General features: G+C 71.2%; 34 protein-coding genes. All 34 read left to right on the top strand.

The genetic code is table 11. The annotated features are described in order from the left end of the window. The first annotated feature begins 14 nt into the window (after nt 1-14). The 34 genes from ACIQMV_RS18915 (at nt 15) to ACIQMV_RS18750 (ending at nt 24,078) form a co-directional block, all read left to right on the top strand. Nucleotides 15-446, top strand: coding sequence for a hypothetical protein (locus ACIQMV_RS18915; protein ID WP_402593964.1), 432 nt, complete (start codon nt 15-17; stop codon nt 444-446). Next, a complete protein-coding gene (locus ACIQMV_RS18910) occupies nt 443-673 on the top strand; it encodes a hypothetical protein (RefSeq protein ID WP_402593963.1) in 231 nt (76 codons plus the stop codon). Before ACIQMV_RS18915 ends, ACIQMV_RS18910 begins: the two co-directional genes overlap by 4 nt. After that, nucleotides 670-3,333 carry a bifunctional DNA primase/polymerase gene (locus tag ACIQMV_RS18905; protein ID WP_402593961.1) on the top strand — a complete coding sequence of 888 codons (2,664 nt, stop codon included), beginning with the start codon at nt 670-672 and terminating at the stop codon, nt 3,331-3,333. Before ACIQMV_RS18910 ends, ACIQMV_RS18905 begins: the two co-directional genes overlap by 4 nt. A gap of 359 nt (nt 3,334-3,692) precedes the next feature. Further along, nucleotides 3,693-5,333, top strand: a complete 1,641-nt coding sequence (locus ACIQMV_RS18900) for a DEAD/DEAH box helicase (RefSeq protein WP_402593959.1) — start codon at nt 3,693-3,695, stop codon at nt 5,331-5,333. A gap of 59 nt (nt 5,334-5,392) precedes the next feature. Continuing rightward, nucleotides 5,393-5,740: a hypothetical protein gene (locus ACIQMV_RS18895; RefSeq protein WP_402593957.1), complete on the top strand. Its 348-nt coding sequence runs from the start codon at nt 5,393-5,395 to the stop codon at nt 5,738-5,740. Next, the gene (locus tag ACIQMV_RS18890; protein WP_402593955.1) at nt 5,737-6,288 is read left to right on the top strand and encodes a hypothetical protein; all 552 of its coding nucleotides are present in this window, start codon (nt 5,737-5,739) and stop codon (nt 6,286-6,288) included. Before ACIQMV_RS18895 ends, ACIQMV_RS18890 begins: the two co-directional genes overlap by 4 nt. 73 nt (nt 6,289-6,361) lie before the next feature. After that, complete coding sequence (locus ACIQMV_RS18885; RefSeq protein ID WP_402593953.1) at nt 6,362-6,745, top strand: hypothetical protein; 384 nt, start codon at nt 6,362-6,364, stop codon at nt 6,743-6,745. A gap of 5 nt (nt 6,746-6,750) precedes the next feature. Beyond that, nucleotides 6,751-6,915 carry a hypothetical protein gene (locus ACIQMV_RS18880; RefSeq protein ID WP_402593952.1) on the top strand — a complete coding sequence of 55 codons (165 nt, stop codon included), beginning with the start codon at nt 6,751-6,753 and terminating at the stop codon, nt 6,913-6,915. Further along, complete coding sequence (locus ACIQMV_RS18875; protein WP_402593950.1) at nt 6,912-7,253, top strand: hypothetical protein; 342 nt, start codon at nt 6,912-6,914, stop codon at nt 7,251-7,253. Before ACIQMV_RS18880 ends, ACIQMV_RS18875 begins: the two co-directional genes overlap by 4 nt. Continuing rightward, nucleotides 7,250-7,687 (top strand): hypothetical protein, encoded by a 438-nt coding sequence (locus ACIQMV_RS18870; protein WP_402593948.1) that lies wholly within the window; start codon nt 7,250-7,252, stop codon nt 7,685-7,687. Before ACIQMV_RS18875 ends, ACIQMV_RS18870 begins: the two co-directional genes overlap by 4 nt. Further along, nucleotides 7,684-8,301 carry a hypothetical protein gene (locus tag ACIQMV_RS18865; RefSeq protein ID WP_402593946.1) on the top strand — a complete coding sequence of 206 codons (618 nt, stop codon included), beginning with the start codon at nt 7,684-7,686 and terminating at the stop codon, nt 8,299-8,301. The genes ACIQMV_RS18870 and ACIQMV_RS18865 overlap by 4 nt, the downstream gene beginning before the upstream one ends. Before the next feature lie 158 nt (nt 8,302-8,459). Next, nucleotides 8,460-9,002 carry a hypothetical protein gene (locus ACIQMV_RS18860; protein ID WP_402593945.1) on the top strand — a complete coding sequence of 181 codons (543 nt, stop codon included), beginning with the start codon at nt 8,460-8,462 and terminating at the stop codon, nt 9,000-9,002. After that, complete coding sequence (locus ACIQMV_RS18855) at nt 8,999-9,220, top strand: hypothetical protein (RefSeq protein WP_402593944.1); 222 nt, start codon at nt 8,999-9,001, stop codon at nt 9,218-9,220. Before ACIQMV_RS18860 ends, ACIQMV_RS18855 begins: the two co-directional genes overlap by 4 nt. Then, nucleotides 9,217-10,347, top strand: a complete 1,131-nt coding sequence (locus ACIQMV_RS18850; protein ID WP_402593943.1) for a hypothetical protein — start codon at nt 9,217-9,219, stop codon at nt 10,345-10,347. Before ACIQMV_RS18855 ends, ACIQMV_RS18850 begins: the two co-directional genes overlap by 4 nt. Continuing rightward, on the top strand, nt 10,347-10,517 hold the full coding sequence (locus ACIQMV_RS18845; protein WP_402593942.1) for a hypothetical protein: 171 nt from the start codon (nt 10,347-10,349) through the stop codon (nt 10,515-10,517). The genes ACIQMV_RS18850 and ACIQMV_RS18845 overlap by 1 nt, the downstream gene beginning before the upstream one ends. Beyond that, on the top strand, nt 10,514-10,819 hold the full coding sequence (locus ACIQMV_RS18840; protein WP_402593940.1) for a hypothetical protein: 306 nt from the start codon (nt 10,514-10,516) through the stop codon (nt 10,817-10,819). The genes ACIQMV_RS18845 and ACIQMV_RS18840 overlap by 4 nt, the downstream gene beginning before the upstream one ends. 14 nt (nt 10,820-10,833) lie before the next feature. Beyond that, the gene (locus ACIQMV_RS18835) at nt 10,834-11,001 is read left to right on the top strand and encodes a DUF6257 family protein (RefSeq protein ID WP_402593939.1); all 168 of its coding nucleotides are present in this window, start codon (nt 10,834-10,836) and stop codon (nt 10,999-11,001) included. Nucleotides 11,002-11,086: 85 nt separating this feature from the next. Next, nucleotides 11,087-13,213: an FtsK/SpoIIIE domain-containing protein gene (locus tag ACIQMV_RS18830; protein ID WP_402593937.1), complete on the top strand. Its 2,127-nt coding sequence runs from the start codon at nt 11,087-11,089 to the stop codon at nt 13,211-13,213. 698 nt (nt 13,214-13,911) lie between these two features. Then, entirely contained in the window at nt 13,912-14,178 is a 267-nt protein-coding gene (locus ACIQMV_RS18825) for a hypothetical protein (protein ID WP_402593935.1), read from the top strand. A 20-nt stretch (nt 14,179-14,198) separates the two neighbouring features. Beyond that, entirely contained in the window at nt 14,199-14,474 is a 276-nt protein-coding gene (locus ACIQMV_RS18820; RefSeq protein ID WP_402593933.1) for an HNH endonuclease, read from the top strand. A 4-nt stretch (nt 14,475-14,478) separates the two neighbouring features. Next, complete coding sequence (locus tag ACIQMV_RS18815) at nt 14,479-14,916, top strand: AAA family ATPase (protein WP_402593932.1); 438 nt, start codon at nt 14,479-14,481, stop codon at nt 14,914-14,916. 249 nt (nt 14,917-15,165) lie between these two features. Next, nucleotides 15,166-15,438: a hypothetical protein gene (locus ACIQMV_RS18810; protein ID WP_402593930.1), complete on the top strand. Its 273-nt coding sequence runs from the start codon at nt 15,166-15,168 to the stop codon at nt 15,436-15,438. Further along, entirely contained in the window at nt 15,380-16,897 is a 1,518-nt protein-coding gene (locus ACIQMV_RS18805) for a terminase (RefSeq protein ID WP_402593928.1), read from the top strand. The genes ACIQMV_RS18810 and ACIQMV_RS18805 overlap by 59 nt, the downstream gene beginning before the upstream one ends. Beyond that, complete coding sequence (locus tag ACIQMV_RS18800) at nt 16,891-17,073, top strand: hypothetical protein (protein WP_402593926.1); 183 nt, start codon at nt 16,891-16,893, stop codon at nt 17,071-17,073. Before ACIQMV_RS18805 ends, ACIQMV_RS18800 begins: the two co-directional genes overlap by 7 nt. Next, nucleotides 17,070-18,383, top strand: a complete 1,314-nt coding sequence (locus ACIQMV_RS18795) for a phage portal protein (RefSeq protein ID WP_402593924.1) — start codon at nt 17,070-17,072, stop codon at nt 18,381-18,383. The genes ACIQMV_RS18800 and ACIQMV_RS18795 overlap by 4 nt, the downstream gene beginning before the upstream one ends. After that, nucleotides 18,361-19,131, top strand: a complete 771-nt coding sequence (locus ACIQMV_RS18790; RefSeq protein ID WP_402593923.1) for an HK97 family phage prohead protease — start codon at nt 18,361-18,363, stop codon at nt 19,129-19,131. The genes ACIQMV_RS18795 and ACIQMV_RS18790 overlap by 23 nt, the downstream gene beginning before the upstream one ends. Before the next feature lie 67 nt (nt 19,132-19,198). After that, the gene (locus ACIQMV_RS18785) at nt 19,199-20,446 is read left to right on the top strand and encodes a phage major capsid protein (RefSeq protein WP_402593921.1); all 1,248 of its coding nucleotides are present in this window, start codon (nt 19,199-19,201) and stop codon (nt 20,444-20,446) included. 63 nt (nt 20,447-20,509) lie between these two features. Beyond that, complete coding sequence (locus ACIQMV_RS18780) at nt 20,510-20,728, top strand: hypothetical protein (protein ID WP_402593920.1); 219 nt, start codon at nt 20,510-20,512, stop codon at nt 20,726-20,728. Nucleotides 20,729-20,743: 15 nt separating this feature from the next. Next, nucleotides 20,744-21,298 (top strand): hypothetical protein, encoded by a 555-nt coding sequence (locus tag ACIQMV_RS18775; protein WP_402593918.1) that lies wholly within the window; start codon nt 20,744-20,746, stop codon nt 21,296-21,298. Next, the gene (locus ACIQMV_RS18770; RefSeq protein WP_402593916.1) at nt 21,298-21,762 is read left to right on the top strand and encodes a hypothetical protein; all 465 of its coding nucleotides are present in this window, start codon (nt 21,298-21,300) and stop codon (nt 21,760-21,762) included. Before ACIQMV_RS18775 ends, ACIQMV_RS18770 begins: the two co-directional genes overlap by 1 nt. A 24-nt stretch (nt 21,763-21,786) precedes the next feature. Continuing rightward, the gene (locus ACIQMV_RS18765; protein WP_402593914.1) at nt 21,787-21,987 is read left to right on the top strand and encodes a hypothetical protein; all 201 of its coding nucleotides are present in this window, start codon (nt 21,787-21,789) and stop codon (nt 21,985-21,987) included. Between the two features lie 3 nt (nt 21,988-21,990). Beyond that, complete coding sequence (locus tag ACIQMV_RS18760) at nt 21,991-22,977, top strand: phage tail tube protein (protein ID WP_402593913.1); 987 nt, start codon at nt 21,991-21,993, stop codon at nt 22,975-22,977. 7 nt (nt 22,978-22,984) lie between these two features. Next, entirely contained in the window at nt 22,985-23,494 is a 510-nt protein-coding gene (locus tag ACIQMV_RS18755) for a hypothetical protein (RefSeq protein ID WP_402593912.1), read from the top strand. A 14-nt stretch (nt 23,495-23,508) separates the two neighbouring features. Beyond that, a complete protein-coding gene (locus ACIQMV_RS18750; protein ID WP_402593910.1) occupies nt 23,509-24,078 on the top strand; it encodes a hypothetical protein in 570 nt (189 codons plus the stop codon). The last annotated feature ends 2 nt before the right edge of the window (nt 24,079-24,080 follow it).

Here is a 24,080-nt window from a genome sequence, read left to right as displayed (position 1 = left end):
GAACGGAGCAGCTCATGCAGCAGCTTCCCACGTCGGCGGCCACCGCCGACTCCAAGACGGCGCGCGCACTGGCCGCCATCGAGGCCGCCAAGCGCGACGCCGCCCAGGACGTGGCCGAGTGCCTCGACCTCGTCGCCGACATGGTGAAGACCTATCGGGACCCGGACGTCGTCTTCGACCGGATCCTGGCCGGCCTGCGCCGCGAAAGCCTTCAGGCGCTGGCTGCCGTCAATGGGCTGCGCCTCTACTACTCCAGCCAGCAGGCGGTCACCGAGGGCACGGTGCGCGAGCTCGTGGCCTTCTGGCCCAGCTTCGCGATCCTCCCTCACGGCCAGGACCCCGCCGACAGCCTCGCCCAGCTGCGCGCTGCCATCACCGAGCGCGACGAAGAGGTGCGCCTGGCCGCCGAGTTCCAGGCCACCGTCGCCCCCCGGGCGGCGCGTTGAACAGCACCGCCGTGCACGCCCGGGACACCCCGGGCCGCACGGCCGAACCCCAGCGCGTCCACGGCGCCCTGTTCGTGGACATGGACAACGTCCGCGCCCGCTACGAGTGCACCCGCCCCGGCTGCCCGCAGCCGAAGGAAGGCCCCGTCTTCGGCGACGACGTGAAGCCGTTCGTCGACGGCATCAAGACCCAGCATCTGATCAAGCACCACGGGGGCACCCCTTGACCGACCCACAGACCGCCGATCTCCGGGCCGCCGCCCGCGAGTTGCACGACGCTGGCCTGTGCGTCCTTCCCGTCAGGTCCGACGGAACCAAGGCCCCTGACGTCCGTAGCTGGACCCAGTACAAGGTCACGCGGTCTACCTCCGAAGACCACGACCAGTGGTTCGGAAACGTTCGGCGTACCGGCATCGGCGTCGTCACCGGCGCCGTCTCCGGGAACATCGAACTGATCGAGTTCGAAGGCCTGGCCGTCAGGGAGGGCCTCCTCGAGGAGGTCACCGAGCTTGCCAATAACAGCGGGCTCGGCGACCTCTGGCAGGCAGTCACGACCGGCTGGGCAGACGAGTCCCCATCGGGCGGCGTCCACTACAAGGTCGTCGTCGAGGGAAGGCCCGCCGCCCCGAACACCAAGCTCGCGCGGCGCCTGGCCCGTGAGGATGAGTACACACCGGAAGAACGTCAGCGCGTCGCAGAGAAGCCCGGCACGCAGATCGTGCGGGTCCTGATCGAGACGCGCGGCGAGGGCGGCTTCGTTGTCATCGCTCCGTCACACGGTTCTACACATCCCAGCGGCAAGCCCTACGTTCGGTTGGCCGGCGGCCCCACCACCATGGCCGTCGTAGGGCCGGAAGACCTTGAGGCGATCTACGCTCTCTGCCGCGCGGTCGACGCGATGCCCACCGAGGAGAAGGCCAAGACCGCCCCGCGGCCGAAGCGTGACTTGCCCGCTGGCGCCGTCCGGCCCGGTGATGACTTCGAGGCCCGCACCGACTGGCCGGACATCATCGGCGACGAGTTCGACCCCATCTTCACGCGCGGCTCGACGACGTACTGGAGGCGCAAGGGCAAGACCCAAGGCATCTCTGCGACCACAGGCCACGCCGCGGATCGCGACCGCCTGTACGTCTTCACTACCTCGACGACGTTCGACTCCGAGACGCCCTACGACAAGTTCGCCGCGTACACCCACCTGACACAGGGCGGCACCAAAGCCGAACACTTCAAGCGTGCCGCCGCCGAGCTGCGTGGACGCGGCTACGGCACCGAGCCGACCCGCCGGCGCCTGTCCTCCGTGCCCGCGCAGCACTTCGCCGACGGATCGTCGGCGCTCGACCCCGACCACGCGCCGGACGCCCAGGAGGGGTTCGAGGGTGGCCCGCACCTGCGGTCTGTGCCGTCTCGTCCGGAGCTGGACATCACCAACGAGGCCGACGGCATCGACGGGGTCCTGGCGCTCATGGGCGACGGCCGTCTGCCCGACCTGTACAAGCGGTCCGGCGGGCCGTGCTGGGTGTACCGGGACGACAACGACGACCCGGTGGTGCAGCAGCTGGGCACCGACAACCTGCGCGCCTACCTCGCCGACCACGTCACCAGCTTCACCGTGAAGCGGAACCCGGCCACCGAGCAGCTGGAGGAAGAGCGCGAGCTGCTCATGCCCAAGAGCTGCTCCACGATCCTCGGCCGGAAGGACTGGCCCCTGCCCGTTCTTCGAGGCATCGTCACCTCGCCGGTCATCCGCCCCGACGGCACGCTGCTCGACTCCCTCGGCTACGACCGGGCAACCGGCCTGTACCTGGAGCCCCGGGTGCCGCTGCGCCGCCTCGCCCCCCAGGTGACGCGGGACAGCCTCGACAGGGCCAAGGGCATCGTCCTCGACCAGGTGCTGAAGGACTTCCCCTGGGTCGCGGCCAGCGACCGCGCGCACTTCCTGGGCGCGCTGCTGACGCCGATCCTGCGGCCGTACTTCCACGGGCCGACGCCGATGTTCGTACTCACCGCGACGGCCGCCGGGTCCGGCAAGTCCCTGTTGAAGGACATCTTCCGGCACTGCTACGGCATCGCGGACACGGCCTGGCCCGAGAACGACACCGAGCTACGGAAGTCGATCACAACGCAGCTGTACGGCACCGGACAGCCCGTCGTCGTCCTCGACAACCTGCCGAACGGCTGCATCATCAAGAGCCCGGTCCTGTCCGCCCTGCTGACCTCCGAGGTCTGGGGCGACCGAGTCCTGGGTGCCACGTCCAAGGTGACCATGCCGAACGATCGGCTCTGGATCGTCACCGGCAACGCCCTCCGCACCGGCGGGGACAACGGCCGCCGCGTCCTCTGGGTCCGCCTGGACCCCGACTGCCCCGACCCTGACCAGCGCGACAACTTCACCGTCGGCGACCTCCGGCCCTGGCTGCGCCACAACGCGTCCACCTTGGTCGCCGCCCTCGTCACCCTCGTCCGGGCCTGGGTCGCCGCGGGGACGCCCCAGGTCCGCGTCCGCAAAGGCGACTACAGCGAGTGGGCCAGCCTCATGGCCGGCCTGCTCGACTTCCTCGGAGTCGAGGGATGGATGGCCGACCGCAACGAAGCGCGGGACCAGGACGACGAGCTCCAGGAGTGGGCTCTCTTCCTGGAGATGTGGCGGGAGACCTACGGCGGCGAACCCCTGGCCACCGGGGCCGTCATCAAGGGCCTGCCCAACCACGTGCCGCGCAAGGGCGACGAGCCACCGAGCGCGAACCAGCTGGGCATCTGGCTGAAGGCCCGGGCTGGCCGCTACTTCGGCACCCACAAGGTCGTGATGGTCGTCGACAGCCACAGGAAGCAGAACCTGTGGCGTGTCGAGGTCCACGCCGACCGCGGCACCGGCGGGCACGAGTCGTGACCGGCCGTCCTGCGGGGAGTGCGGGGACTCGGCGGGGACCTCTGCGGGGACTCCCGCAGGTCCCCGCACAGGGGCCGACCTGCACGGATGCGGGGATGCGGGGACTTGCGGGGGCCTGCCCCACTCCCCTGTATAGCGCGCGCATCCCACATACATCGCGCATCACATGTGCCGCACGTCATCGCACAGCGTTTCTGAAGGCCTCCGGCATCAAGGGATTCCCCAACTCCCCGCAAGTCCCCGCATCCCCGCAAAACCGCTGATCAGCGCCACCAAAGGACCGCACGGGAGTCCCCGCAGGACTCCCGCCAAGTCCCCGCACTCCCCGCAACAGCCCAGCAACCGAACCGAGGTGAACCGTGAGCACCGCAACCGCTACCGCCGAACCGCAGGCATTCACCCCGCGGCCCTACCAGGTCGACGCCATCGAGGCCCTGCGCAAGGGCTGGGCCGCTGGCACCAACCGGCTGGCCGTCGTCCTCCCCACCGGAGCAGGAAAGACCGTCGTCTTCTCCCACCTGGCGCACCAGATGCTCGACACCCTCAACGGCCGCCGCGTCCTCGTGATCGCGCACCGCGAGGAGCTGCTCGAGCAGGCCGCCGCCAAGCTCCTGGCCGTCGACCCGATGCTGCGCGTCGGCATCGTCAAGGCGCAGCGCGACGACCACCACGACGCCGACGTGATCGTGGCCAGCGTCCAGACCCTGGCCGTACCGAAGCGGCGCGAGGCCATCCGCAACATCGGCATGGTCATCGTGGACGAGTGCCACCACGCCGCGGCCCGCACCTACATGGAGGTCCTCGCGCACTTCGGCGCCTGGGACGGCGTGCCCGTCGCCGGGTTCACAGCGACCATGCACCGCGAGGACGGCGGCCTGGCCGAGGTCTGGGAGGACGTCGTGTTCCGCCTGGACATCCTCGACATGATCTCGGACGGCTACCTGTGCGACGTCCGCGGCAAGCGCATCACCGTCGACACCCTCGACCTCGACAAAGTCCGCACCCGCGGCGGCGACCTGGTCGACGGCCAACTCGGCCAGGCCCTGGAGGACTCCGGCGCGCTGGACGCCATCGCCAAGGCGTACTTGGACCACGCGGCGGACCGGCCCGGCGTGGTCTTCACCCCGACCGTGGCAACAGCCCAGGCCGCTGCCGCCGCGCTGGAGGCCGTCGGCATTTCCGCGGCCCCGGTGTGGGGCGACATGAGCCGGGACGACCGCCGGGCCACCCTCGCCCGCTACACCGCCGGGGACGTGCAGGTGCTCACCAACTGCATGGTGCTCACCGAAGGGTTCGACGCCCCGCACACGTCCTGTGCCGTCATCGCCCGCCCCACCAAGTCGGCGGGCCTGTACGTGCAGATGGCCGGCCGCGCGCTGCGCCCGGCGGCGGGCAAGAGCGATGCGCTGCTGCTGGACGTCATGGGCGCGTCGACCCGGCACAAGCTCGCTTCGATGGTCGACCTGACCGCGCGGGAGATCGGCCAGGCCGAGGAGGGCAAGACGCTCCGTCAGGTCGCCGAGGAGGCCGCGGCCGCCGAGAAGCGCAGGGTCCTGACCGCCCGGGTCGAGGCCGAGGAGATCAACCTGTTCGGCTCGTCGGCGATCCGGTGGCTGCGCACCGCCGACGGCACGTGGTTCATCCGGCTGACGGGCGCCATGTTCCTGTTTCTCGTCCGGGACCCCGGGACCCGGCTGTACCGGATGCGCCGCTGGACGGAGGCCGCCGGGGTGCAGCCGCCCAAGGACGACACCGCCCGCCCGCTTCCGGAGGCGCTGGCCTGGCTGGAGCAGCAGGCCAAGGTCCTCGCCCCGCACGCGTTCGTCGTGCGTCAGGCCCGCTGGCGGTCCGGGAAGCCGACCGCGAAGCAACTCGGGCTCTGCCGGCGCATTGGCCTCGCTGTGCCGCGCGGTGCGTCCGCGGGTGACGTCGCCGACCTCATCGACCAGGACCGCGTCGGCCGGGTCCTGGGCCAGCTCATCCTTCCCGCCGCCGCGTAGCGGTCCGGGCCTGCCGGTAACAGGCCCGGACCTCCACTCATCACACCACGGAGGAACCCATGGAGAACCAGCCCACCCCCAACCGAACCCCGCTCACACCCGAGGTCGTCTCGGCGATCCTGCGGGACCCGGACAGCCCGCTCTACCCGTCCCGCATCACCGTCTTCTGCGACGACTGCGGTACCGAGGCCACCGGCGAGTACATGGTGTCCGCCGAGCAGAACAGCCTTGAGCGGCTGGAGGTCGCCCGCGCACACCTGCGCGCCCAGGGATGGCAGTGCGACCGGTCCGGCGACTACTGCCCGGAGCACAAGGCGCAGAACGACGCCTGCCCGGGCGTCGGCGAGTACGGCCACGGCCTGACCGGCACGACCGTGCACGTCGGCTGCTGCCCCGCGAGCCGATGACCATCGCCGCCCTACACCGCCTGCTCGACGAGATCGACACCCAAGGCGGCCCCGAAGCCGCCCGCCAAGGGCGCCTCCGCCTCACCGATGACACCCAGGAAGGACCCGAACCCATGGCCCAGCCCGTACCGCAGCTCTCCTCCATCCCCGACCTGCCCCTCAAGGCACGCCCGACCAACGAACCGCAGCCGCTCCCCGTCGGCCAGCTCCTCAAGTGGGGCGACGAACACCCCGACCCCGAGGTTCAGGACCAGGCCGCCCGCGCCCGCGCTGCCCTCGGAGGCCTCCGCAAGAGGTACGCCACCGACCAGGAGCTGACTGCCATCACGACCGAGGCCGAGCAGTTGGAGAAGCGCCTCGCCGAACTCCGCACGCGTGAGGCCGAGCTGGTGCCGGCCAAGCCGAAGAAGACCCGGAAGCCCGTCGGCTACCCGGCGGCCGAAGTCCGGGCCTGGGCCGCGGCGAACGGTGTCGACTGCCCGCCCGTCGGTCGCGTTCCGAAGAAGGTCGTCGAGGCCTGGCGTGCCTCTCTGCCGCAGGCCGGATGACCACGCGCGACGGTCGCCCCTGCGCGAATCAGGGGCGGCCGCCCGCCCATCACACCACGGAGGGACACAGACGATGACCACTCAGCCCCGCCTCTTTCACCTCCAGCGAGACCACGACATCAGCGGCGTCTCCGGCACCGGCCGCATCGCCGACGGCGTCCTGTGGCCCGACGGGACCGTGGCCCTGCGCTGGATAGGCGACCGGCCGTCCACCGTCCACTGGGAGCGCCTGAGCGACGCGGTGGCCATCCACGGGCACGACGGCGCCACGCGGATCGTGTGGGCCGACGAGCAGCCGCCCGTCGACCGGGCGGCCGCCCTCGCGCTCACCGACAAGCTCATCGAACACTGCCCCGACCACGGCTGTGTCGAGCCCGAGTGGGAGGACGGCTGTCACTGCGAGATCGTCCCGTTGCTGCGCCGCATGGCCGACGAGGCGCCCGGCGGTGCCCGGTGAGCGGGGTGCGGCGTCAGCCGCAGCCCAAGTACGTCAACCAGCGCTCCCTCGCCCTGCTCCGCGTCAGCTACGGCGGCCTGGTGCCCGCCTACGTGATCGCCGAGGCGCTCGAAGAGAAAGCGCGGCGGGAAGGCCGGCCCCTCCCGCCCCGAGACGGAGGCCAGCCGTGACCCTCTCCGACCGCGTCCTGCGGTGGCTGTACCTGGCCGCCGCCTCCTTCACCGCCCACTGCTCCGTCACCAGCGCCCGTGCAGACGCCTGGTGGTACGCCATCGCCCTGTTCGGCGTCGTCCTGCTCCTGGCCGTCGCCGTCGCCCGCGAGTACGCCGCCGCCCACGAACGCCGCGCGGCCGCCGTGCGCGCCGAGCGGGCCGCCCGCCTCCGCGCCTGGTCGAGCCAAGCGAGGGCCGACCTGGAAGACGGCTGCTGCGAACGCTGGTGGACGTCCACCGGCACCGCCCATGACCACACCTGCACGAACTACGAGCACCAGCGGAGGACGGCATGAGCCCCGTGCGCTACACCGCGAGCACCATCAACGACCAGGCACTGGACGAGCTGTACGAGAACGCCAGCCGCGGGTGGCGGCGCGGCGACATCTGGAAGGCCAAGGCGCAGGAGATCGAGGCCGACCGCGACCGCCTCGCCGAGGAGCTGGAGCAGGCGCAGGCCACCATCGAGCGCGTCCGCGCGTCCATCGCCCCGTACGGCTGGACGCATGCGCAGGTTCCCGCTGCGCGGGTCCGGAACGCTCTCGCCGAACCGGGGCCCGACCGTCCTTGCACGCAGCACCCGACCGCGCCCGTCATCGGCGGCATCTGCGGCGGCTGCACCCAGTACCCCGCCGACATGCGCCGGCCGCCCATAGATCCGGTGCACATCCTCGGTGTCGAGGCCCCGGCCGGCAACGAGGGCGAGTCCAAGGAGAGCACCACCCCGTGAGCACGTGCGAACTGTGCGACCGCGCGGCCAGCGGCTACCTGTGCAACCGGCACCGGGAGCAGCTGGCCGCGCGGCTGCTCGAACTCCCCGCCCTGTACCGCGAGGTCGGCGAGTGCCTGGTGCCCCGCCGCTCCGGCTGGGGCGAGATCGTCGCGACCAAGTCCGCGGCCGGCCCCCGCTCCCCGATCAATGAGGACGTCCTCGACACGGTGCACCTCGGCCGTGCCACCGAGGTGATCCACTCGTGGCGGGCCGACGTCCGGCGGCTGCGGTGGCCGCACCGCGGGGCGCCCCCGCCCGCCCGCCTGGAGGCTGACTGCCGGTGGCTGGCGCAAGAGCTGGACTGGATCGTGGCGCAGTACCCGGCGGCTGGTGACCTCGCTCGCGAGGTGGCGGAGCTGAACGGGCAGGCCCGCTCGATCGTCGGGGATCCGGAGCCGCAGCCGCAGCGGATCGGGGCGTGCGTCGCGCTGGTCGGCGAAGGCGTGGTGTGCGGGGCGGTGATCTCCCGCCTGCCGGGCGAGACGAGGCTGATATGCCGGTGGTGCGGGACGGTCTACGGGCCCGAGGACTACTTGATGCTGCACCACTTCCAGCCTGCTGATTCGGCGTGATGCACACCCGATGCGTTCACTAGCCTGGACAATCTGTTCAGGCTGTTGAATACTGAGGGCAAGCAAGAAGGGCCGGGCGGCAGCTCGGGGGCTGCAACCCCCGGCGCGCGCACCGCCCGACCCTTCGCACCGAACACCTGATCAGAGCAGGAGTCGGCATGACCGATCATTTCCCGCGCCTCAGTGCGCGCGCAAGCTCCCCGGAGCGCGTTACCGAGCTGCTCGCGCTGTGCCGCGAGGACTACATCAACGCGGCCCCCAACCGCCAGCAGCAGCACCACCACGTCTCCGCCTTCCTGGCCGTGGCCCCCGAACCCGCACCGGCCACCGAGCCCAGCGACCTGGACGTGGCCATCAACGTCGCCCAGCAGCTGCTCGACAGCGACAGCGCTCTGTCCCTGCGCGAGTCCCTGCGCCTGCTGCTGCGCGCCCTCGGCTCCGAGCCGACCGCCAGGCCGGCCGACACCACGCCGCCCGCGCTCCAGTGCCCGGCCGCGCTCCCCGACGACACGAGCCCCTGCGGCGGACCGGTCGTCGTGACCGTCCTCGCCCTCACGAACGCTGGCGTGGCTGGCTGCGAGCACCACGCCGCCCGCCTGATGGTCGTGGCCCCCGGCACCTACCCGGTCGACCTCCCCCACGCGCCCGAAGGCACCGCCACCCGCGTCTTCCGCGCCGCTGGAGAGGCAGGCCGCCGATGAGCACCCCCTACGACGCGCTGTTCACCCCGGGCAAGGACCGCGAGCCGGACGTCCACACGGTCGACCTGGCGCTGCGCATGGCCCGCGAGTCCCTGGACCGCTGCGCGCCCCAGAACATCCACTCGTACGGCGCGATGATGACCGCCGCCGTCGACCTCGACTTCGCGCTGCGCCAGCTCGTCACCGCGCTGGACGCCGAACGGGGTGAGAGCCAGTGAGCACCCGAACCCTCACCCGCGGCCAGGCCACCGTCCTTGGCGCGGCCGCCGTCATCATGGTCGCCGTCGGCGGCTTCGGCGCCTGGGGCACCTACACCAACGCCGCCGCCGAGTTCCACCGACAGGCCACCGCGGCCGGCGTCGTCGCCGCCGGCGAAGGCCTCACCCTCATCCTCGCCCTGATCATGCTGGGCCGAACCATGCTCGGACAGCCCTCCCCCGCCGTCGTCCGCGGCGGAATGTGGCTCGCCCCCGCGTCCGCCAGCTGCATCGGCCTCACCATCGCCAGCAGCACCCGCGAAGCCGCCGTCTACGCCGTGACCCCGCTCGCCATGTCCGGCGCAGCCGAAGGCCTCGGCTTCATCGCCCGCAGCATCGTCGTCTACACCACCGGCGTGGACGCCGAGGTGCAGCGCCACAACGCGGACGCCGCCCGGCAGCTCGCTTTCCAACGCGCCGTCGCCGACGGCCACCCCGGCGCATGGAAGCGCAAGCTGGCCGTCCGCCGGTACTGGCGGCTCGCCAAGTACGTCGGCGTCGGCGACACCGAGCTCGGCGCGGGCCTGGTCGACGTCCAGCGCCACCGCGTTCGGGACGGAGCTGATGCGGCCCTCGCCGCCATGTACGGCGCGGCCACCCCGGCCGCCGTCGAGGAGCCGCCCGCCCAGTCCCGACCGGCCACCGCCACCGAGGCGCTGCGCCGCGAGTTCGCCGAGATGGACACGGTCGATGCGATCCGCCTCGCCCATGATGCGCGACCTGATGCGCCCCCCGCCGAACTGGCCTCCCTGCTCGTCTCCTACGGGGTCGTCGTCGACACCGTCCAGGTCGCGCTCGTCCTCGGCACCCGGCCCCCCGAGTACGAGGTGCAGCGCGGTGATGCGCCCGCGCATCAGCAGGTCAACGCGCTGCCGCCCGTGAATCTGCAGGGCGCCATCGAGGAAGCCGCATCAGCCCTCGGACGCGACGCCAAGGCGAAGGACATCGTCGAGCACATCGCCCGGCACCGACGCCTGGTCGTCGACGAGCCCTACGTGCGCACCGCCCTGTCCCGGGCCGAGAAGAAGGCGCAGCAGCAGCCCCAGGCGCCGGTGACGCGCGACGAGGGGAACGGGGGATACGCGTGATGCGCTGGCTCATCCTCGGCGCCCTCCTCGGGCTCCTGCTCGCCTGCTGGCCGGCCGCGCTGCCGCTCGCCGCCGCAACACTGGCGCACCTGGCCGCGCAGCCCGCCGTCCTCGCGTTCGTCCTCGGCGTCCTCGCGCGTCCCGTCATCACCCGGAGGTGGACGGCATGAGCAACCTGGAAAAGGCCGCCCGCGACGCCGTCGAAGCCGCCGACAACACGCGGCAGATCGAACTCATCGCCGCCGTCCTGCAGGCGCAACAGCTGCTCAACCAGCAGCAGCCGCAGGCCTGCCAGCACCCGCACAAGGAGCCCGCGAACGTCGGCAAGTGGGTCGGCCTCGGCTTCGCCGTGTGCGCCGGCTCCATCGGCCTGGCGGTCGGCTTCCTCGCCATCGCCATCGCCGCACCGTGCGCCACCATCTGCGTGCTCATCCTGCGCAGCCTCTGGCGCGACTACCTCAAGCACCGCTGACCAGGAGGAACACCATGGCCAAGGAACCGAAGCTGACGGGCTGGGAGAAGGCGCAGATCGTCCGCCTTGAGGTCCGCGGCGTGCGCCGCGCGGCCGCCGGCATCACCCACCAGCCCGACATCGACCGCGGCATCGAGCGCATCAAGGAACGCGCCCGCAAGCGCGCCAACGGCGACAAATAGCCGCGCCCCGGGGCGGCCGTCCACGGCCACGCGACCGGCCGCCCCGGGCCCCTGACCGCCTCACAGACAGCAGGAGCACCCCATCATGACCGAGACCCTCATCGGGGCCGTCAACGGGCACGCCGAACCGCAGGTGAAGCTGCTGAAGTTCGCGCCCGAACCGTCGGCCGACCCCGCCCCCGAGCCCGAGTCCACCGAGGTCGAGGCCGTCGACCGGCCCGACAACCCCCTGGCGGACTGGCTCACCGTGCCTGACGTGCCGATCCTCCCGCCGTGGGCCCGGTCCTGGCGGTCCCTCACCGCCAACACCACGGCCCTCGGCAGGCTGTGCGTGTGGCACGCCTATTACCACTCGCTCCGCGTGCCGAAGTACGCGGTGCGCATGGCGTGGCTGGCAGTTAAGGGCCTGTGGCGAGCTGCCCGGGGCCTGTGGCCCACCCTGGTCGCCTCCGACCGCAGCGCCGCCGTCAAGGCCCTGCGGGCGCAGACCCGGCAGCAGCCCGAGGATGTCGACCTTGCCGTCCGCTACGCGCTGCTGCACCGGGAGCGCACCCTGGCCCGCCGCTGGCGGTGGGGAGCCGCCGCTACCGCCGTCGCGGCCGCCGCGGTCGGCTGGTACCTCGCCCCGCCGCTGCTGCAGGCCGGCATGGTCGCCGCCGCCGCGGTACCGCTCGCTCACCTGGGGCGCGGCGAAGACGTCCAGCTGCTCGACAACCCCACGCCGCCGCTGCGGGTCGACATGAACGCGCAGCAGCTCAACGATGCCCTGCGCGCCGTCGGCCTGCTCAAGGCCGGGAAGGACGACGACGGACCGCGCATCACCTGCGTCATGGGCCCCGTGCGCGACGGCCGCGGCTGGGCCGTCGTCTTCGACCTGCCCCGCGGCGGCGGGAAGACCGCCGCCGACGTCCTCGCCAAGCGCACAGCCATCGCCGCCGAGCTCGGCGTCGACGAAATCCAAGTCATCGCCTCCCGCGTCCGCGCGGCCGGCGGCGGCCACGCCGGACGCGTCTCCATGTGGGTCGCCGACGATGACCCCTACCTGGGCGAACCGGTGAAGTCGCCGCTGGAGAAGCTGGAGACATTCTCCGTGTGGGACCCGATCCCGTTCGGGCAGGACGCCCGCGGCAACCGCATCACTGTGCCCGTCATGTGGCAGTCCCTGTTCTTCGGCGGCCTCCCCCGCCGCGGCAAGACGTTCACGCAGCGCCTGCTCACAGCGGCCGGCCTCCTCGACCCCTACGTGCGGCACTACGTCGCCGACGGCAAGGGCGGCGCCGACTGGATGCCCGCCAAGGCCGTCGCGCACCGCCTGGTCATGGGCGCCGAAGACGACGCCGTCGAAGCGCTCAAGGCGATGCTGAAGGAACTCCTGGCCGAGATGGAACGCCGCTTCGCCCTGCTGCGCGGCCTGCCCGTCTCCGTCTGCCCGGAAGGCAAGCTCACCCCGGCGATCGTGGAGAAGTACAACCTGCCCGTCATCTTCGTGACCATCGACGAGCTGCAGGAGTACTTCACCGCGATGGAGAAGGACGACCGCGAGCAGGTCATCAACGACCTCTGCAGGATCGCCCGCCGCGGCCCCGCCGCCGGGTTCATCAGCAACTACGCCTCGCAGCGCCCCGACGCCGACAGCGTGCCCACCAAGCTGCGGGAGATCATCACCCTGCGGTATTCGACGCAGGTCGTCGACCAGACGTCCAGCGACATGGTCCTCGGCAAGGGCAAGGCCGCCCAGGGCGCCGACGCCTCCGTGCTCTCCGAGGAGCACAAGGGCACCGGCGTCCTGGTCACCGGGCCCGCCAGCTTCGTGACCGTGCGGGCCGACTTCCTCGACGGGCCCGCGTTCTCCGAGCTGTGCCAGCGCGGACGCGCCCTGCGGCAGAAGCACGGCCAGCTGACCGGCGACGCCGTCGCCGACGTCACCGCGGCCGCCGACCAGGCCGCCGTCACCATCGCCCCCGTCCTGTCCGACTGCCTCACCGTGATGCGGCACACCTCCCGCATGCACACCGTCGACCTGTTGCAGCGGCTGGAGAACCTCGACCCCGAGTACGGCGACTGGGACGCCGAACGCCTCGCCCGGGAGCTGGAGGACGCCGGGGTGAAGCGGACCACGAAGCAGGTGAACATCGCCGGGAAGAACCTCGCCGGCTACCGGCGCGAGGACCTGGAGGCCGCTGTGCCGCCCGAGCTCCTCGACGCCCGGTAGACCCCTCCCCCTCTACAACCCGCCCCCGGAACACCCCTGCGGCCCCCCTCTACCACTGCTGTGGATCTAGAGGGGGGCCGCTACCGCTGTAGTGGGGGGTGTAGAGGCCACTGACCTGCGAAGTAGCGCCCCTAGAGGGGGTGAGAAGCACCCCCTGAAGAGCGCGTCCAGCAGGCATCATGGAGGCATGGAGTACCTCGTCCCGCCCTCCGGCACGCTCACCACCTCCCTGGCAGCCCGCGCCTGCGGCGTGAAGCCAGCAACCATCCGCGACTGGGTCCGCCGTGGCGTCCTCACCCGCTGCGGCGGCACCCCAAAGCGCCCCGTCTACCGTGTCGCTGACGTCCTGGCAGCCAAGGACGCAGCCAAGCCGTGCCGCCCTGGGCAGCGAGGAGCAGTAGCCGCTTGACGTGCGACGATCGATGAGCCACGATTTCCGCGTACAGCTGTGCCCACACGCGGCACCACAGACACACGACGAAGCCCCCGGGTGACCTGATCCCCGGGGGCTTCGTCGTGTCCGTCCGTCGCCTGGCGCCCGGGGCTGGAGGCGGCCCCAGCGGGGATCACGGGCACCCGCGGGATGCGGGGCGCCAGGCGACGGACACCAACGCGTCACAACACGGCCACAGACCCTCCACACGGCCCACCCCGCGACGGATGATGCACACCAGCATCCGAACACCCGTGGGGGAACCATGCCTGAGCCGAGCTACAGCGACATCCAGAAGGCCGTGCGCGTCGAGAAGTTCCGGGTCTGGTTCGCCTGGCTGGCCGGCAACCTGATCATGCTGTTCATCGCCAGCGCCACGAGCGGATTCGGCATCGTGTCGGTGGTGACCAAGGCACTGTTCGCCATCGTGTTCCTGCTGCTGACGGTGACCGCGTACCGCATGCACGCCGCACTGAACCGGCGGGCGGACCGCGAGCGGCGCGCCGTGCTCGGAGACGACTTCCCCGGCTGACCGTGACGGAGGTGGCGCCCGTGGCCGGCAACCCGCGCAACGGGCGCCCCTACCGCAGGCTCTGCGCCTGGCTCCGAGCCCAGCGGCTCCCGTGCTGGTGGTGCGGCCACGACATCGGCTACGACCTCGACGCGCGGCACCCGTTCAGCTTCACCCTGGATCACGAAGTGCCGCTCTCGCGCGGCGGCAGCCTGCTCGACCGGGCCAACGCCCGCCCCGCACACCGCCGCTGCAACAGCGCCCGCGGCAACCGCACCACCCCCCGGCCACCCCAGCGGGCGTCACGGAGGTGGTGAGCGCGTGCTGTACGTCGTCACCGGCCCGCCAGCCGCAGGCAAGACCACATGGATCGACGCACACGCCAAGCCCGACGACGTGGTCATCGACCTCGACCGCATCACCCGCGCGCTCACCGGACCAGGCGCACCGAACTGGAACCAGCACCCGCTGCACCTCCGGGTCGCCCACCGCGCCCGCTACGCCGCCCTCGACGAGGCCCTGCAGCTGGTCGACCAGCTCGACGTGTACCTCATCCACACCATGCCGAGCGGCAAAGCGCTGGCGAAGTACAAGCGGTACAAGGCGCGCATCGTGGTGGTCGACCCGGGCGAGACGATCGTCATGGAACGCATCGCTTCGATGAGGTCCCCCCACATGGAGCGCGTGGCCGCCCGCTGGTACAACGCCCGCCGCGGCCGGCCCCGCGAGGCTATGCCGCAAGCCTCCCGAGCCTGGTGACCCCCAGTCACCCACCGCGACCACACCCAGCGTGAACCCCCCGCCGACGCCGACGACGAGCCGAGTGATCACGGCCGACAGGGGGAGAGTGGGTCAAAAGTTCGGAGCCTTCCCGGGCGACCCAAACGCCCTTGTCGCCCGATTTTTTGCGCGGCTCGGATCACTTCCTATTCCGCCGAAGCGAACTCCAGCGATTTAGCAGGCCGTCACACTGAGTGACGTCACGCTGAGTGACTACCGGAGGTGATCATGGGGCGTGTCACCGACAAGATCACCGAAGAAATCGCCAGCCTTCACGTTGACGAAATAGCGCCCGGCCTGGCCCAAGTCGCCATCGCGCTGGCCGAGTCGATCGACGAACCGGGCGGCCCGACCGGCAAGTCCAACGCTGCCAGAGAGCTACGCGCTGTGATGGTTGACCTGCGCAAGCTGGCGCCCGTCGAGTCGAAGGGGGACAGCGTCGATGACATCGCTGCTCAGCGAGCCAAGCGCCGCGCTGCAGCCCGAGCCTCCGGCGACTGACGCCCTGGTGGTCGGTTGGCAGCAGCCGCCCATCGAGACCGTGCCGCCGTCCGCGACCAGCGCAGGCCAGGAAGCCATCGACCTCGCCGCCCGCGCCGGGCTGCACCTGGACCCGTGGCAGCAGTACGTCCTGCGGCGCGGGATGGGCGAGGACGCGGACGGCTCCTGGTCGGCGTTCGAGGTGTGCGTCAACGTGCCGAGGCAGAACGGCAAGGGCGGGATCATCGAGGCCCGCGAGCTGTGGGGCCTGTTCATCGGCGGCGAGCAGCTGATCCTGCACAGCGCGCACGAGTTCAAGACGGCCAAGGCGGCGTTCAAGCGGATCGAGCGCCTGATCCGTGGGTGCCCTGACCTGCACAAACGCGTGAAGGCGTACCGGTACACGGTCGGCGAGGAGTCGATCGAGCTGCACACTGGGCAGACGCTCCGCTTCATCGCGCGCAGTAAGGGCAGCGGGCGGGGCTTCACCGGCGACTGCAACATCCTCGACGAGGACATGATCCTTGGCGACGAGGCGATGGACGCGCTGCTGCCGACGATGGCGGCCGTCGACAACCCGCAGATCTGGTACCTGGGCAGCGCGGGCATCGGCGCCCTGTCCGTACAGCTGGGCCGTCTGCGGCGCCGCGCGCTGGCCGCGCTGGAGTCTGGCACGCCGGATCCGTCGCTGGCGTACTTCGAGTGGTCGTGTGACCTGCACGTCGACGAGTGCCCGAAGGACTGCACGGCGCACGACGACGCCAGGTCGGACGAGGCGGTACTGAAGGCGAACCCGGCGATCGGCTTCCGACTGACGCTGGAGAAGGTGGCGAACGAGCGGTCGACGCTGAGCGCCGCTGGCTACGCCCGTGAGCGGCTCGGTGTGGGCGACTACCCGTCGGACACGGCGGACACGTGGCAGGTCATCGGCGAGGACGCGTGGCGTGCCCTGGCGGCCGCGGACAGTTCCCCGTCGGATCCCGTGGCGTTCGCCATCGACATGACGCCGGAACGCAGCCACGCGGCGATCGGCGTGGCCGGTGAGTGGCGCGGCGGCACGCACGTTGAGGTGGTGGACCACCGGCCCGGTACGGGCTGGATCCTCGAGCGGGCTGCCGAGCTGCACGAGAAGTGGCGGCCGCGGTGCTGGGTCATCGACGGCGCCGGCCCCGCCGGGTCGCTCATCGCCGAGCTGGAGGAGCGCCTCGGCGTCACGGTCGTCCAGCCGAAGGGCCGCGAGGTCGCTGCGGCCTGCGGCCAGTTCTACGACGCGGTCACCGAACAGGTCCTGTCCCACCTCGACCAGGCGCCGCTCGCCGCGGCGCTGGCGGGCGCGCAGAAGCGGCCGCTGGGCGACGCGTGGGCGTGGGCCCGCCGGATCGTGTCCGTGGACATCAGCCCGCTGGTGGCGGCCACCCTCGCCCGGTGGGGGCTCGGTGCCGAGGTCGACGAATCGGAGGAGGCGCCGAACCTGTGGTGAGAACCGTTGTGCTGACCCTGCTGGAGGCCGTGTGCCTGGTAGCCGCCCTGTACGGCGTCGCGCTCATCTACGTGCCCGCAGCGCTGATCCTGGGCGGCATCCTGGGCGTCGTGGCCGCTGAGCGGAAGCTGGCTGCCCGGCCGCCGGCCGCACACCGTAAGGAGCCGGGGTCATGAGCCTGTTCGGACTGTTCGAGGGGCGCAGCTCGCCGGAGAACCCGGCGGTGCCGCTCACGGATACCTCGCTGGCGGAATGGCTGGGCGGCCCGCGCGTCGACTCCGGCGTCCAGGTGTCGGAGAAGTCGGCGCTGCACATGCCCGCGGTGTGGCGGTCCGTGGCGGTCATCGCGAACGTGTCGGCGGCGCTGCCGCTGCACACGTACAAGGCCGGCACCAAGGACCGCACCGAGTCCGCGCTGCTGGCCGATCCGCACCCGGAGATGACGCCGCTGGAGGTGTGGCGGCTGGCGAATGTGCACCGCGTGCTGTGGGGCAACGCCTACGTGCAGAAGCTGCGCGCGCCGTCTGGGCAGATCAAGGAGCTGTGGCCGGTCGCTCCGGAGCGGGTGAAAGTGGAGCGGGATCGGCCCAGCGAGGGGAACCCGTCGGGTAAGTGGTTCTGGATCACCGACGACTGGGGCGCCGTGCACCGGCTGACCCCGCGGGAGATCATGCACCTTCCCGGCCTGGGCTACGACGGGCTGACCGGCTGCTCGCCCGTGCGGGCAGCGGCGCAGAGCATCGGCCTTGCGCAGGCCGCCGAGCTGGGCGCGGCAAAGCTGTTCGGCCGCGGCAACATGGTCAGCGGCGTTTTGCAGACCGAGCAGCGGCTGACGAAGGAGCAGGCCGACGCGCTGAAGGCGCGCTGGCAGGCGAAGGTCGGCGGCATCGAGAACTTGCACGATGTCGCGGTCCTCGACTCCGGAGCCGCGTTCAATCCGGTGACGATGCCGCTGAAGGATGCCCAGTTCCTTGAGAGCCGGGAGTTTCAGATCACCGAGATCGCCAGACTATTCGGCGTCCCGCTGTTCCTGCTCATGGAGACCGCGAAGTCCACCAGCTGGGGCACGGGCCTGGAGCAGCAGGCGCAAGGCTGGGTGACGTTCGACCTCGGGCCGGCCTGGCTGGCGCCTGTCGAGCAGCGCGTCACGAAGGAACTGCTGCCGTCGGGCGAGTACGCGCACTACGCCCTGCAGGGCCTGCTGCGCGGCGACAGCGCCAGCCGGGCCTTGTTCTACCGAGCGATGCGCGACATCGGCGCGTTCAGCGCGAACGACGTGCGCGCCCTCGAGGAACTCCCGCCCATCCCGGGGCCGGAGGGCGACACGTACCTGCAGCCGACGTACATGGCCCCGCTGGGTGCCAACCCCCTGGCCGACGACGGCGGCGCTGTGCCCGCCCGTGCGGCCGCCCTGATGGCCGAGGCGCGACGCCTGCAGGCCCAGCACGCCGAAGGAGGCGACGATGCCCACGACGACGGGCGCTGAGGAACGGCGCCGCCTGGCCCTGGATGCCGCGCAGGTAGTGGTCCGGGCCGAGGGTGACGGCCAGCGGTTCGCCGGATACGCCGCGGTGTTCAACTCGCGGACCGCGATCGGCAATCCGCTGCGCTGGGGGTTCTACGAGGAGATCGCCGAGGGCGCCTTCGCCAAGACACTGTCCGAGGGCGATGCGCGGATGCTCATCGACCACGACTCGTACTACGTCGTATCGAGAGCATCGGCTGGCACCCTGTCCCTCACCGAGGACGACAAGGGCCTGGCCGTGGATTCCGCGCTCGACACCCGCCTGTCCTACGTGCAGGACCTGGCGGTGAATCTGGACAACCGCAACGTGACGGGGATGTCCTTCGGGTTCTACGTGGTCAAGGACGAGTGGAACACCGAGGAGATCGAAGTCGAGGGCGCCGACCCTGTCGAGGTCGACGTCCGCGTGATCCGCGAGGTGCGGCTGATCGAAGTCAGTGCCGTCACCTTCCCTGCCTACCCCGAGACCGAGGCTGAGCTGAAGGCCGTGGCCCGGGCCCTGGACCGCCGCGGCGACCTCGCCGCAGTCGAGGCCCGCGCCAAGTTCCGGCCGGAGCTGCTCGACCTGGTGCACATCGACCGCGAGCCGGGTGAGTCCACTCGCGGCACTGGCAAGCCTGCTGAGCCGGCGGTGTCCACTCAGCCGATGGGCCTGCCCCTGTCGATGCGCATGAACGCGCTGGCTGCCCGCTACGGGCTTCCGCGCTGACCTACCCATCATCCTTCAGCCCCGCCGCTGCGGGGCTGTCTGGCGTGCCGTGAAAGGACACAACGCCATGAGCGCACTGCTCACCCGAGCCCTGGAGCGCAGGGCCAACATCTGGTCCCAGATGCAGGAGATCCAGCAGCGAGCCGACCAGGAGAACCGCGACGCGCTCACCGCCGAGGAGCGGGAGAAGTGGGACCGCGCCGAGGCCGACCTGACCGAGGTGTCCTCGGACATCGAGCGCATGGAGCGGGCGGCCCGCCTGGACACCGTCCAGCGCGACCAGGCCGTCGTCGCCGGCGGCCGCGGGCCCGAGGGCGGCGAGGACCGCGAGGCCGACCAGGACGCCGCGTACCGGGCCGCGTTCGCCACGTTCACCCGGCGGGGCATGTCCGGCCTGGACAACGAGCAGCGCCAGCTGCTCATGGCCAACCACGCCGAGGTGCGCGCGGGCGCGACGTCGCCGGGGTCCGCGGGCGGGTACTTCATCCCGACCGAGACCCTCAACAAGATCACCGAGGCGATGAAGGCCTACGGCGGCCTGCTCGGCGCGGTCAACGTCATCACGACTGCGTCCGGCAACCCGCTCAACTGGCCGACCAACGACGACACTGCGAACGTCGGCGCGATCCTCTCGGAGAACAGCCAGGTCACCGAGCAGGACGTGACGCTGGGGCAGAAGACGCTCGGCGCGTACACGTACACCTCCAAGCTCGTCAGGCTCAGCCTGCAGCTGCTGCAGGACGACGTGTTCAACGTCGAGTCGTGGCTGACCCGCAAGCTGGGTGAGCGCATCGGCCGCGCGGTCGCCGCGCACCTGGCCACCGGTACCGGCTCGTCCCAGCCCGAGGGGCTCTTCACCAACGCCACCGCGGGCAAGACGGGCGCGGCCGGCCAGGTCACGTCGGTCACCTACGACGACCTGGTGGACCTCCAGCACTCGGTGGACCCGGCCTACCGGATGAACGCGCAGTGGGCGATGTCCGACTCCGCGGTCAAGGTGATCCGCAAGCTCAAGGACGGCCAGAACCGGCCGCTGTGGGAGCCGTCAGTGCAGGCGGGCGTCCCGTCGACGCTGCTCGCCTCCCCGGTCGTCATCGACAACAGCATCCCCGTCCCGGCCGCGTCCGCGAAGAGCATCGGGTTCGGCGACCTGAACGCCGCCTACGTCGTCCGGCAGGTCGCGGGCGGCCAGATGATGCGGCTCGAGGAACGCTACGCGGACTACCTGCAGGTCGGGTTCCTCGGCTTCCTGCGCCTGGACGCCAAGCCCGACGACGGCGCCGCGTTCCGCGTGTACGCCCACCCGGCGACCTGACCCGATCCGACAGCGGCCCCCGGCGCACCGTCGGGGGCCGCCCTGCTGGAAGGAGGACCCGGCATGCCACGTATCCGGATCCTGCAGTCCGTCGCCGGGCTGGACTTCTCCTGGGCGCCTGGGGACGAGATCGACGTCGACGCGGCGACGGCCGCCGCCTGGGCGGACGGCGAGCGGGCCGAGCTGGTCGCCGACGGCAAGCCCAACGCGACGGCTGAGAAGGCCACGCCGAAGTCCCGGGGCGGCGGCCGCGGCCGCCGTATCGAGACCCGCACCGAGTAACGGGAGGCGACGCCCATGGCCCTGATCACCCTGGACGACGCCAAGGCGCAGCTGGACATCACGAGCGACGCGCACGACACGGAGCTGCAGGGTTACGTCGACGCGCTGACCCCGGTCATCGAGGGCATTGTGGGCCCGGTCGAGACCCGGGCGGTGACGGAGACGGTCGGCGGGCGCGGGCCCACGCTGTGCCTGGCGCAGACGCCGGCCGTCGAACTCATCTCGGTCACACCGCTGACCGGCGGCACCGGCCTGGACGTCGCCCGGCTCCACCTCGACGGCGCTGCCGGAACCATCATGCGGCTGGACGGCGCGTACTTCGACGGCAGGCTGTGGACGGTCGTCTACAGCGCCGGCCGTGGGAGCGTGCCGCCGACGATCCGGCTGGCCGCGCTGATCCTGCTGCAGCACCTGTGGCGCACGCAGTACGGGGCGTCCCGGGGGCTGGGCAGCATCGGCGGCGGCGACGACTACAGCGTGACCGAGCCGGTGCCCGGCTTCGGGTACGCGGTGCCCAACCGGGTGCTGCAGCTGCTGGAACCGTTCAAGTCCGGGCCGGGGGTGGCGTAATGCTCACCTCCCGCGTCCCCGCGGCTGTCGACGCGCTGGTGGCGGTCCTGCGCGCCGCGCCCGGCCTGGCGGACGTGACGGTCGTCGACGGGCCGCCTGCGGTCAACCTCACCGATCGGCGCCTGCTCTTCGTGGGCTGGCAGCCCGGCGGCGAGACCGCGGTGTCCCTCACCCAGACGTTCAACAGCGCCGGGGCCCGCACCCGCGACGAGGCGTTCCAGATCGCCGGGTACATCGAGGCCCGCACCGGCGACAAGGACATGCAGGCCACGCGCAGCAAAGCGTTCGCGATCCTCGGGGAGATCGAGACGGCGCTGCGCGCCACGAACGACTCGCCGGACGCGCCCACGCTGGGCGGGGCTGTGCTGTGGGCGCACCTGACCGCAGGCGACCTGAGCCAGGCGCAGGCCGAGGGCAGCGTCGCCGGGCTGGCGTTCACGGTGACCTGCCAGGCCCGTATCTGATCCACCACCACAAGGGAGCAAGTGATGGCGCGTGTGCGCTTTCTGGGGCCGGAGCCGGTGACCGTGCCCGAACTCGGCAGGACGGTCCAGCCGGACGAGGTCGTCGAGGTGCCCGACGACCGGTTCGAGGGCTACGTGTGCCAGCCCGCGAATTGGGAGTCCGTCGAAGAGCCCGGGGCGAAGGCCTCGAAGAAGACCGCGGCCAACCCGCAGAAGGAGGGCTGATCCATGGCGATCGGATCCGGGCTCGGCGCCCAGCTCGGCATCGCAGCCGAGACGACCTACGGCACCTACAAGGCGCCCACCCAGTTCATCGAGTTCACCAAGGAGAGCCTGGCTCTCAAGAAGACCACCGCGCAGTCGGCGGGTATCGCGGCCGGCCGGCTGCTGGCACTGTCCTCGAGGCGCGTGGTCACCCGCCGTGAGGCACAGGGCACCGTGGACATCGAGGTCACCAACCTGGGCATGGGCCTGCTGCTCCAGGCGCTCATGGGCACCACGGTGACACCGGTGAAGCAGGGCACCTCGTCCGCCTACATGCAGACGCACATCCTGGCGGACACGCGGGGCAAGAGCCTGACGATCCAGAAGGGCGTGCCGCTCACCAACGGCACCGTCACGGCGAAGTCGTTCACGGGCTGCAAGATCACCAGCGGAGAGTTCGAGTGCGAGGCCGGCGGCATGCTGACCGGCAGCTTCGAGTTCGACGGCAAGGACTGCGACGAGGCCCAGGTCCTCGCGGCGGCGAGCTACTCGAACATGGCGCCGTTCCACTTCGGGCAGATGGCGCTGAAGACCGGCGCGTTCGGGTCGGAGACGGCGCTGGACGGCATCCGCAAGGTGTCCTGCAAGGTCGAGCGGCCGCAGGACGTCGAGCGGTTCTACGCGAACCAGTCCGCGCTGAAGAAGGAGCCGGTCGCCAACGACCAGGTGAAGATCAGCGGCAGCCTGGAGACGGACTACGTCGCCACCACCCTGGACGACCTGCACACCTCGGACGGCGCGACGTCCCTGGTGTGGGAGTTCACGGGCGCCCTGATCGAGACGACCTACAGCAACACGTTCCGGATCACGCTCCCGGCGGTGAAGCTGGACGAGGGCCCGCCCGTCGTCGATGGCTTCGGTGTCGTGAAGCCGACGTTCAACTACGTCGGCCTGTACGACGGCACGAACCAGCCGAAGATCGAGATCATCTCGACCGAAGCGACCCTGTGAGCCTGGCGTGGTCCAGGACATTCGCGTGATCGGCACCGGCCAGCTGCTCGAACTGTCGGCGCGGCTGCGCCGGGCCGGCCACGAGAACATCCGCTCCAGCTTCCACCGGCGCATTCGGCGGGCTGCGGAGCCGCTGCGCAACGATCTGCAGTCCACCATGCGCGGCCTGGACATCCGCTCGCAGGGCCGGGCGTTCGGCAAGCGGGGCGGCAGGTCGCCGACCACGCGGCCGCTGCGGGCGACGATCGCCGACGCCATCCGTATCTCGGTGCGCACCACCGGCGACCCGGGCGCCCGCGTATGGGTCGACAAGAGCCGCCTCCCCCGGGACCTGAAGCGGATGCCCGACGTCATCAACGACGGCCGCATCCGCCACCCCGTGTTCGGCAACCGCCGACGCTGGGCCACGCAGAACGCCACGCCTCTGTGGTGGGACCGGACCGTGCGTTCCCACCACGACCGCATCACCCGTGAAGTCGGCCGCGTCGTCGACGACGTGCGCCGGCACCTCGAATAGGAAGAGACACCCCCGTGATCGTTGTCTACACCCCTGCGGGCGGCGAGCCCGAGCAGTACGACGCGTCCAGCCTCCGCGTGTCCGAGGCCGCGATCGTGCAGCGCACCGTCGACATGAAGTGGCAGGAAATCCGGGAGGGCCTGGAGCGCGACGACCTGGACGCGATGCGCGGCATCGTCTGGGTCATCAAGAAGCGCTCCCAGCCGAGCCTCAGGTTCGGGGAGTTCGACCCGGGCGTCGACGAGATGGTCTCCCGCATGGACCGGCGGGAGGTCGAGGCCTACGTCGACCAGGCTTTCTCGGCCACGCTCGACGACAGCGAGCTGACCCCGGAGACGGTGGCCGGCATCCTCCTGGAGCGACTGCCGGACGTGGCCGCGGACCCTGAGCACGCGCGCGCCCTGATCGACGCCAGGGCCACCAGCCCAAAAGCGACGGCCGCCGAGACGCCGGACGAGCCGCTGCCGGAGGAGACGCCGGGCGAGGCTACGAGCCAGAGCCCGACATCGAACGAGCCCGAAGCCTCTACCTCGGACTGTTCGCCCACGTCCTCCACATCCCCCCTGCAGCCGTCGACGAGCTGAGC

This window comes from Streptomyces sp. NPDC091412, from assembly GCF_044756885.1.
Taxonomy (GTDB): domain Bacteria; phylum Actinomycetota; class Actinomycetes; order Streptomycetales; family Streptomycetaceae; genus Streptomyces.
The sequence above is the reverse complement of the archived record's forward strand: the minus strand, read 5'-3'. Positions and strand labels throughout refer to the sequence as shown.

Excerpts from the sequence above, each read along its gene's own strand:
- ACIQMV_RS18845 (WP_402593942.1), top strand. The coding sequence starts at position 10,347 with ATGCGCTGGCTCATCCTCGGCGCCCTCCTCGGGCTCCTGCTCGCCTGC.
- ACIQMV_RS18830 (WP_402593937.1), top strand. The coding sequence starts at position 11,087 with ATGACCGAGACCCTCATCGGGGCCGTCAACGGGCACGCCGAACCGCAG.
- ACIQMV_RS18785 (WP_402593921.1), top strand. The coding sequence starts at position 19,199 with ATGAGCGCACTGCTCACCCGAGCCCTGGAGCGCAGGGCCAACATCTGG.
- ACIQMV_RS18840 (WP_402593940.1), top strand. The coding sequence starts at position 10,514 with ATGAGCAACCTGGAAAAGGCCGCCCGCGACGCCGTCGAAGCCGCCGAC.
- ACIQMV_RS18885 (WP_402593953.1), top strand. The coding sequence starts at position 6,362 with ATGACCACTCAGCCCCGCCTCTTTCACCTCCAGCGAGACCACGACATC.
- ACIQMV_RS18890 (WP_402593955.1), top strand. The coding sequence starts at position 5,737 with ATGACCATCGCCGCCCTACACCGCCTGCTCGACGAGATCGACACCCAA.
- ACIQMV_RS18870 (WP_402593948.1), top strand. The coding sequence starts at position 7,250 with ATGAGCCCCGTGCGCTACACCGCGAGCACCATCAACGACCAGGCACTG.
- ACIQMV_RS18775 (WP_402593918.1), top strand. The coding sequence starts at position 20,744 with ATGGCCCTGATCACCCTGGACGACGCCAAGGCGCAGCTGGACATCACG.
- ACIQMV_RS18805 (WP_402593928.1), top strand. The coding sequence starts at position 15,380 with ATGACATCGCTGCTCAGCGAGCCAAGCGCCGCGCTGCAGCCCGAGCCT.
- ACIQMV_RS18765 (WP_402593914.1), top strand. The coding sequence starts at position 21,787 with ATGGCGCGTGTGCGCTTTCTGGGGCCGGAGCCGGTGACCGTGCCCGAA.
- ACIQMV_RS18825 (WP_402593935.1), top strand. The coding sequence starts at position 13,912 with ATGCCTGAGCCGAGCTACAGCGACATCCAGAAGGCCGTGCGCGTCGAG.
- ACIQMV_RS18860 (WP_402593945.1), top strand. The coding sequence starts at position 8,460 with ATGACCGATCATTTCCCGCGCCTCAGTGCGCGCGCAAGCTCCCCGGAG.
- ACIQMV_RS18835 (WP_402593939.1), top strand. The coding sequence starts at position 10,834 with ATGGCCAAGGAACCGAAGCTGACGGGCTGGGAGAAGGCGCAGATCGTC.
- ACIQMV_RS18795 (WP_402593924.1), top strand. The coding sequence starts at position 17,070 with ATGAGCCTGTTCGGACTGTTCGAGGGGCGCAGCTCGCCGGAGAACCCG.
- ACIQMV_RS18810 (WP_402593930.1), top strand. The coding sequence starts at position 15,166 with ATGGGGCGTGTCACCGACAAGATCACCGAAGAAATCGCCAGCCTTCAC.
- ACIQMV_RS18790 (WP_402593923.1), top strand. The coding sequence starts at position 18,361 with ATGCCCACGACGACGGGCGCTGAGGAACGGCGCCGCCTGGCCCTGGAT.
- ACIQMV_RS18915 (WP_402593964.1), top strand. The coding sequence starts at position 15 with ATGCAGCAGCTTCCCACGTCGGCGGCCACCGCCGACTCCAAGACGGCG.
- ACIQMV_RS18855 (WP_402593944.1), top strand. The coding sequence starts at position 8,999 with ATGAGCACCCCCTACGACGCGCTGTTCACCCCGGGCAAGGACCGCGAG.
- ACIQMV_RS18780 (WP_402593920.1), top strand. The coding sequence starts at position 20,510 with ATGCCACGTATCCGGATCCTGCAGTCCGTCGCCGGGCTGGACTTCTCC.
- ACIQMV_RS18895 (WP_402593957.1), top strand. The coding sequence starts at position 5,393 with ATGGAGAACCAGCCCACCCCCAACCGAACCCCGCTCACACCCGAGGTC.
- ACIQMV_RS18770 (WP_402593916.1), top strand. The coding sequence starts at position 21,298 with ATGCTCACCTCCCGCGTCCCCGCGGCTGTCGACGCGCTGGTGGCGGTC.
- ACIQMV_RS18760 (WP_402593913.1), top strand. The coding sequence starts at position 21,991 with ATGGCGATCGGATCCGGGCTCGGCGCCCAGCTCGGCATCGCAGCCGAG.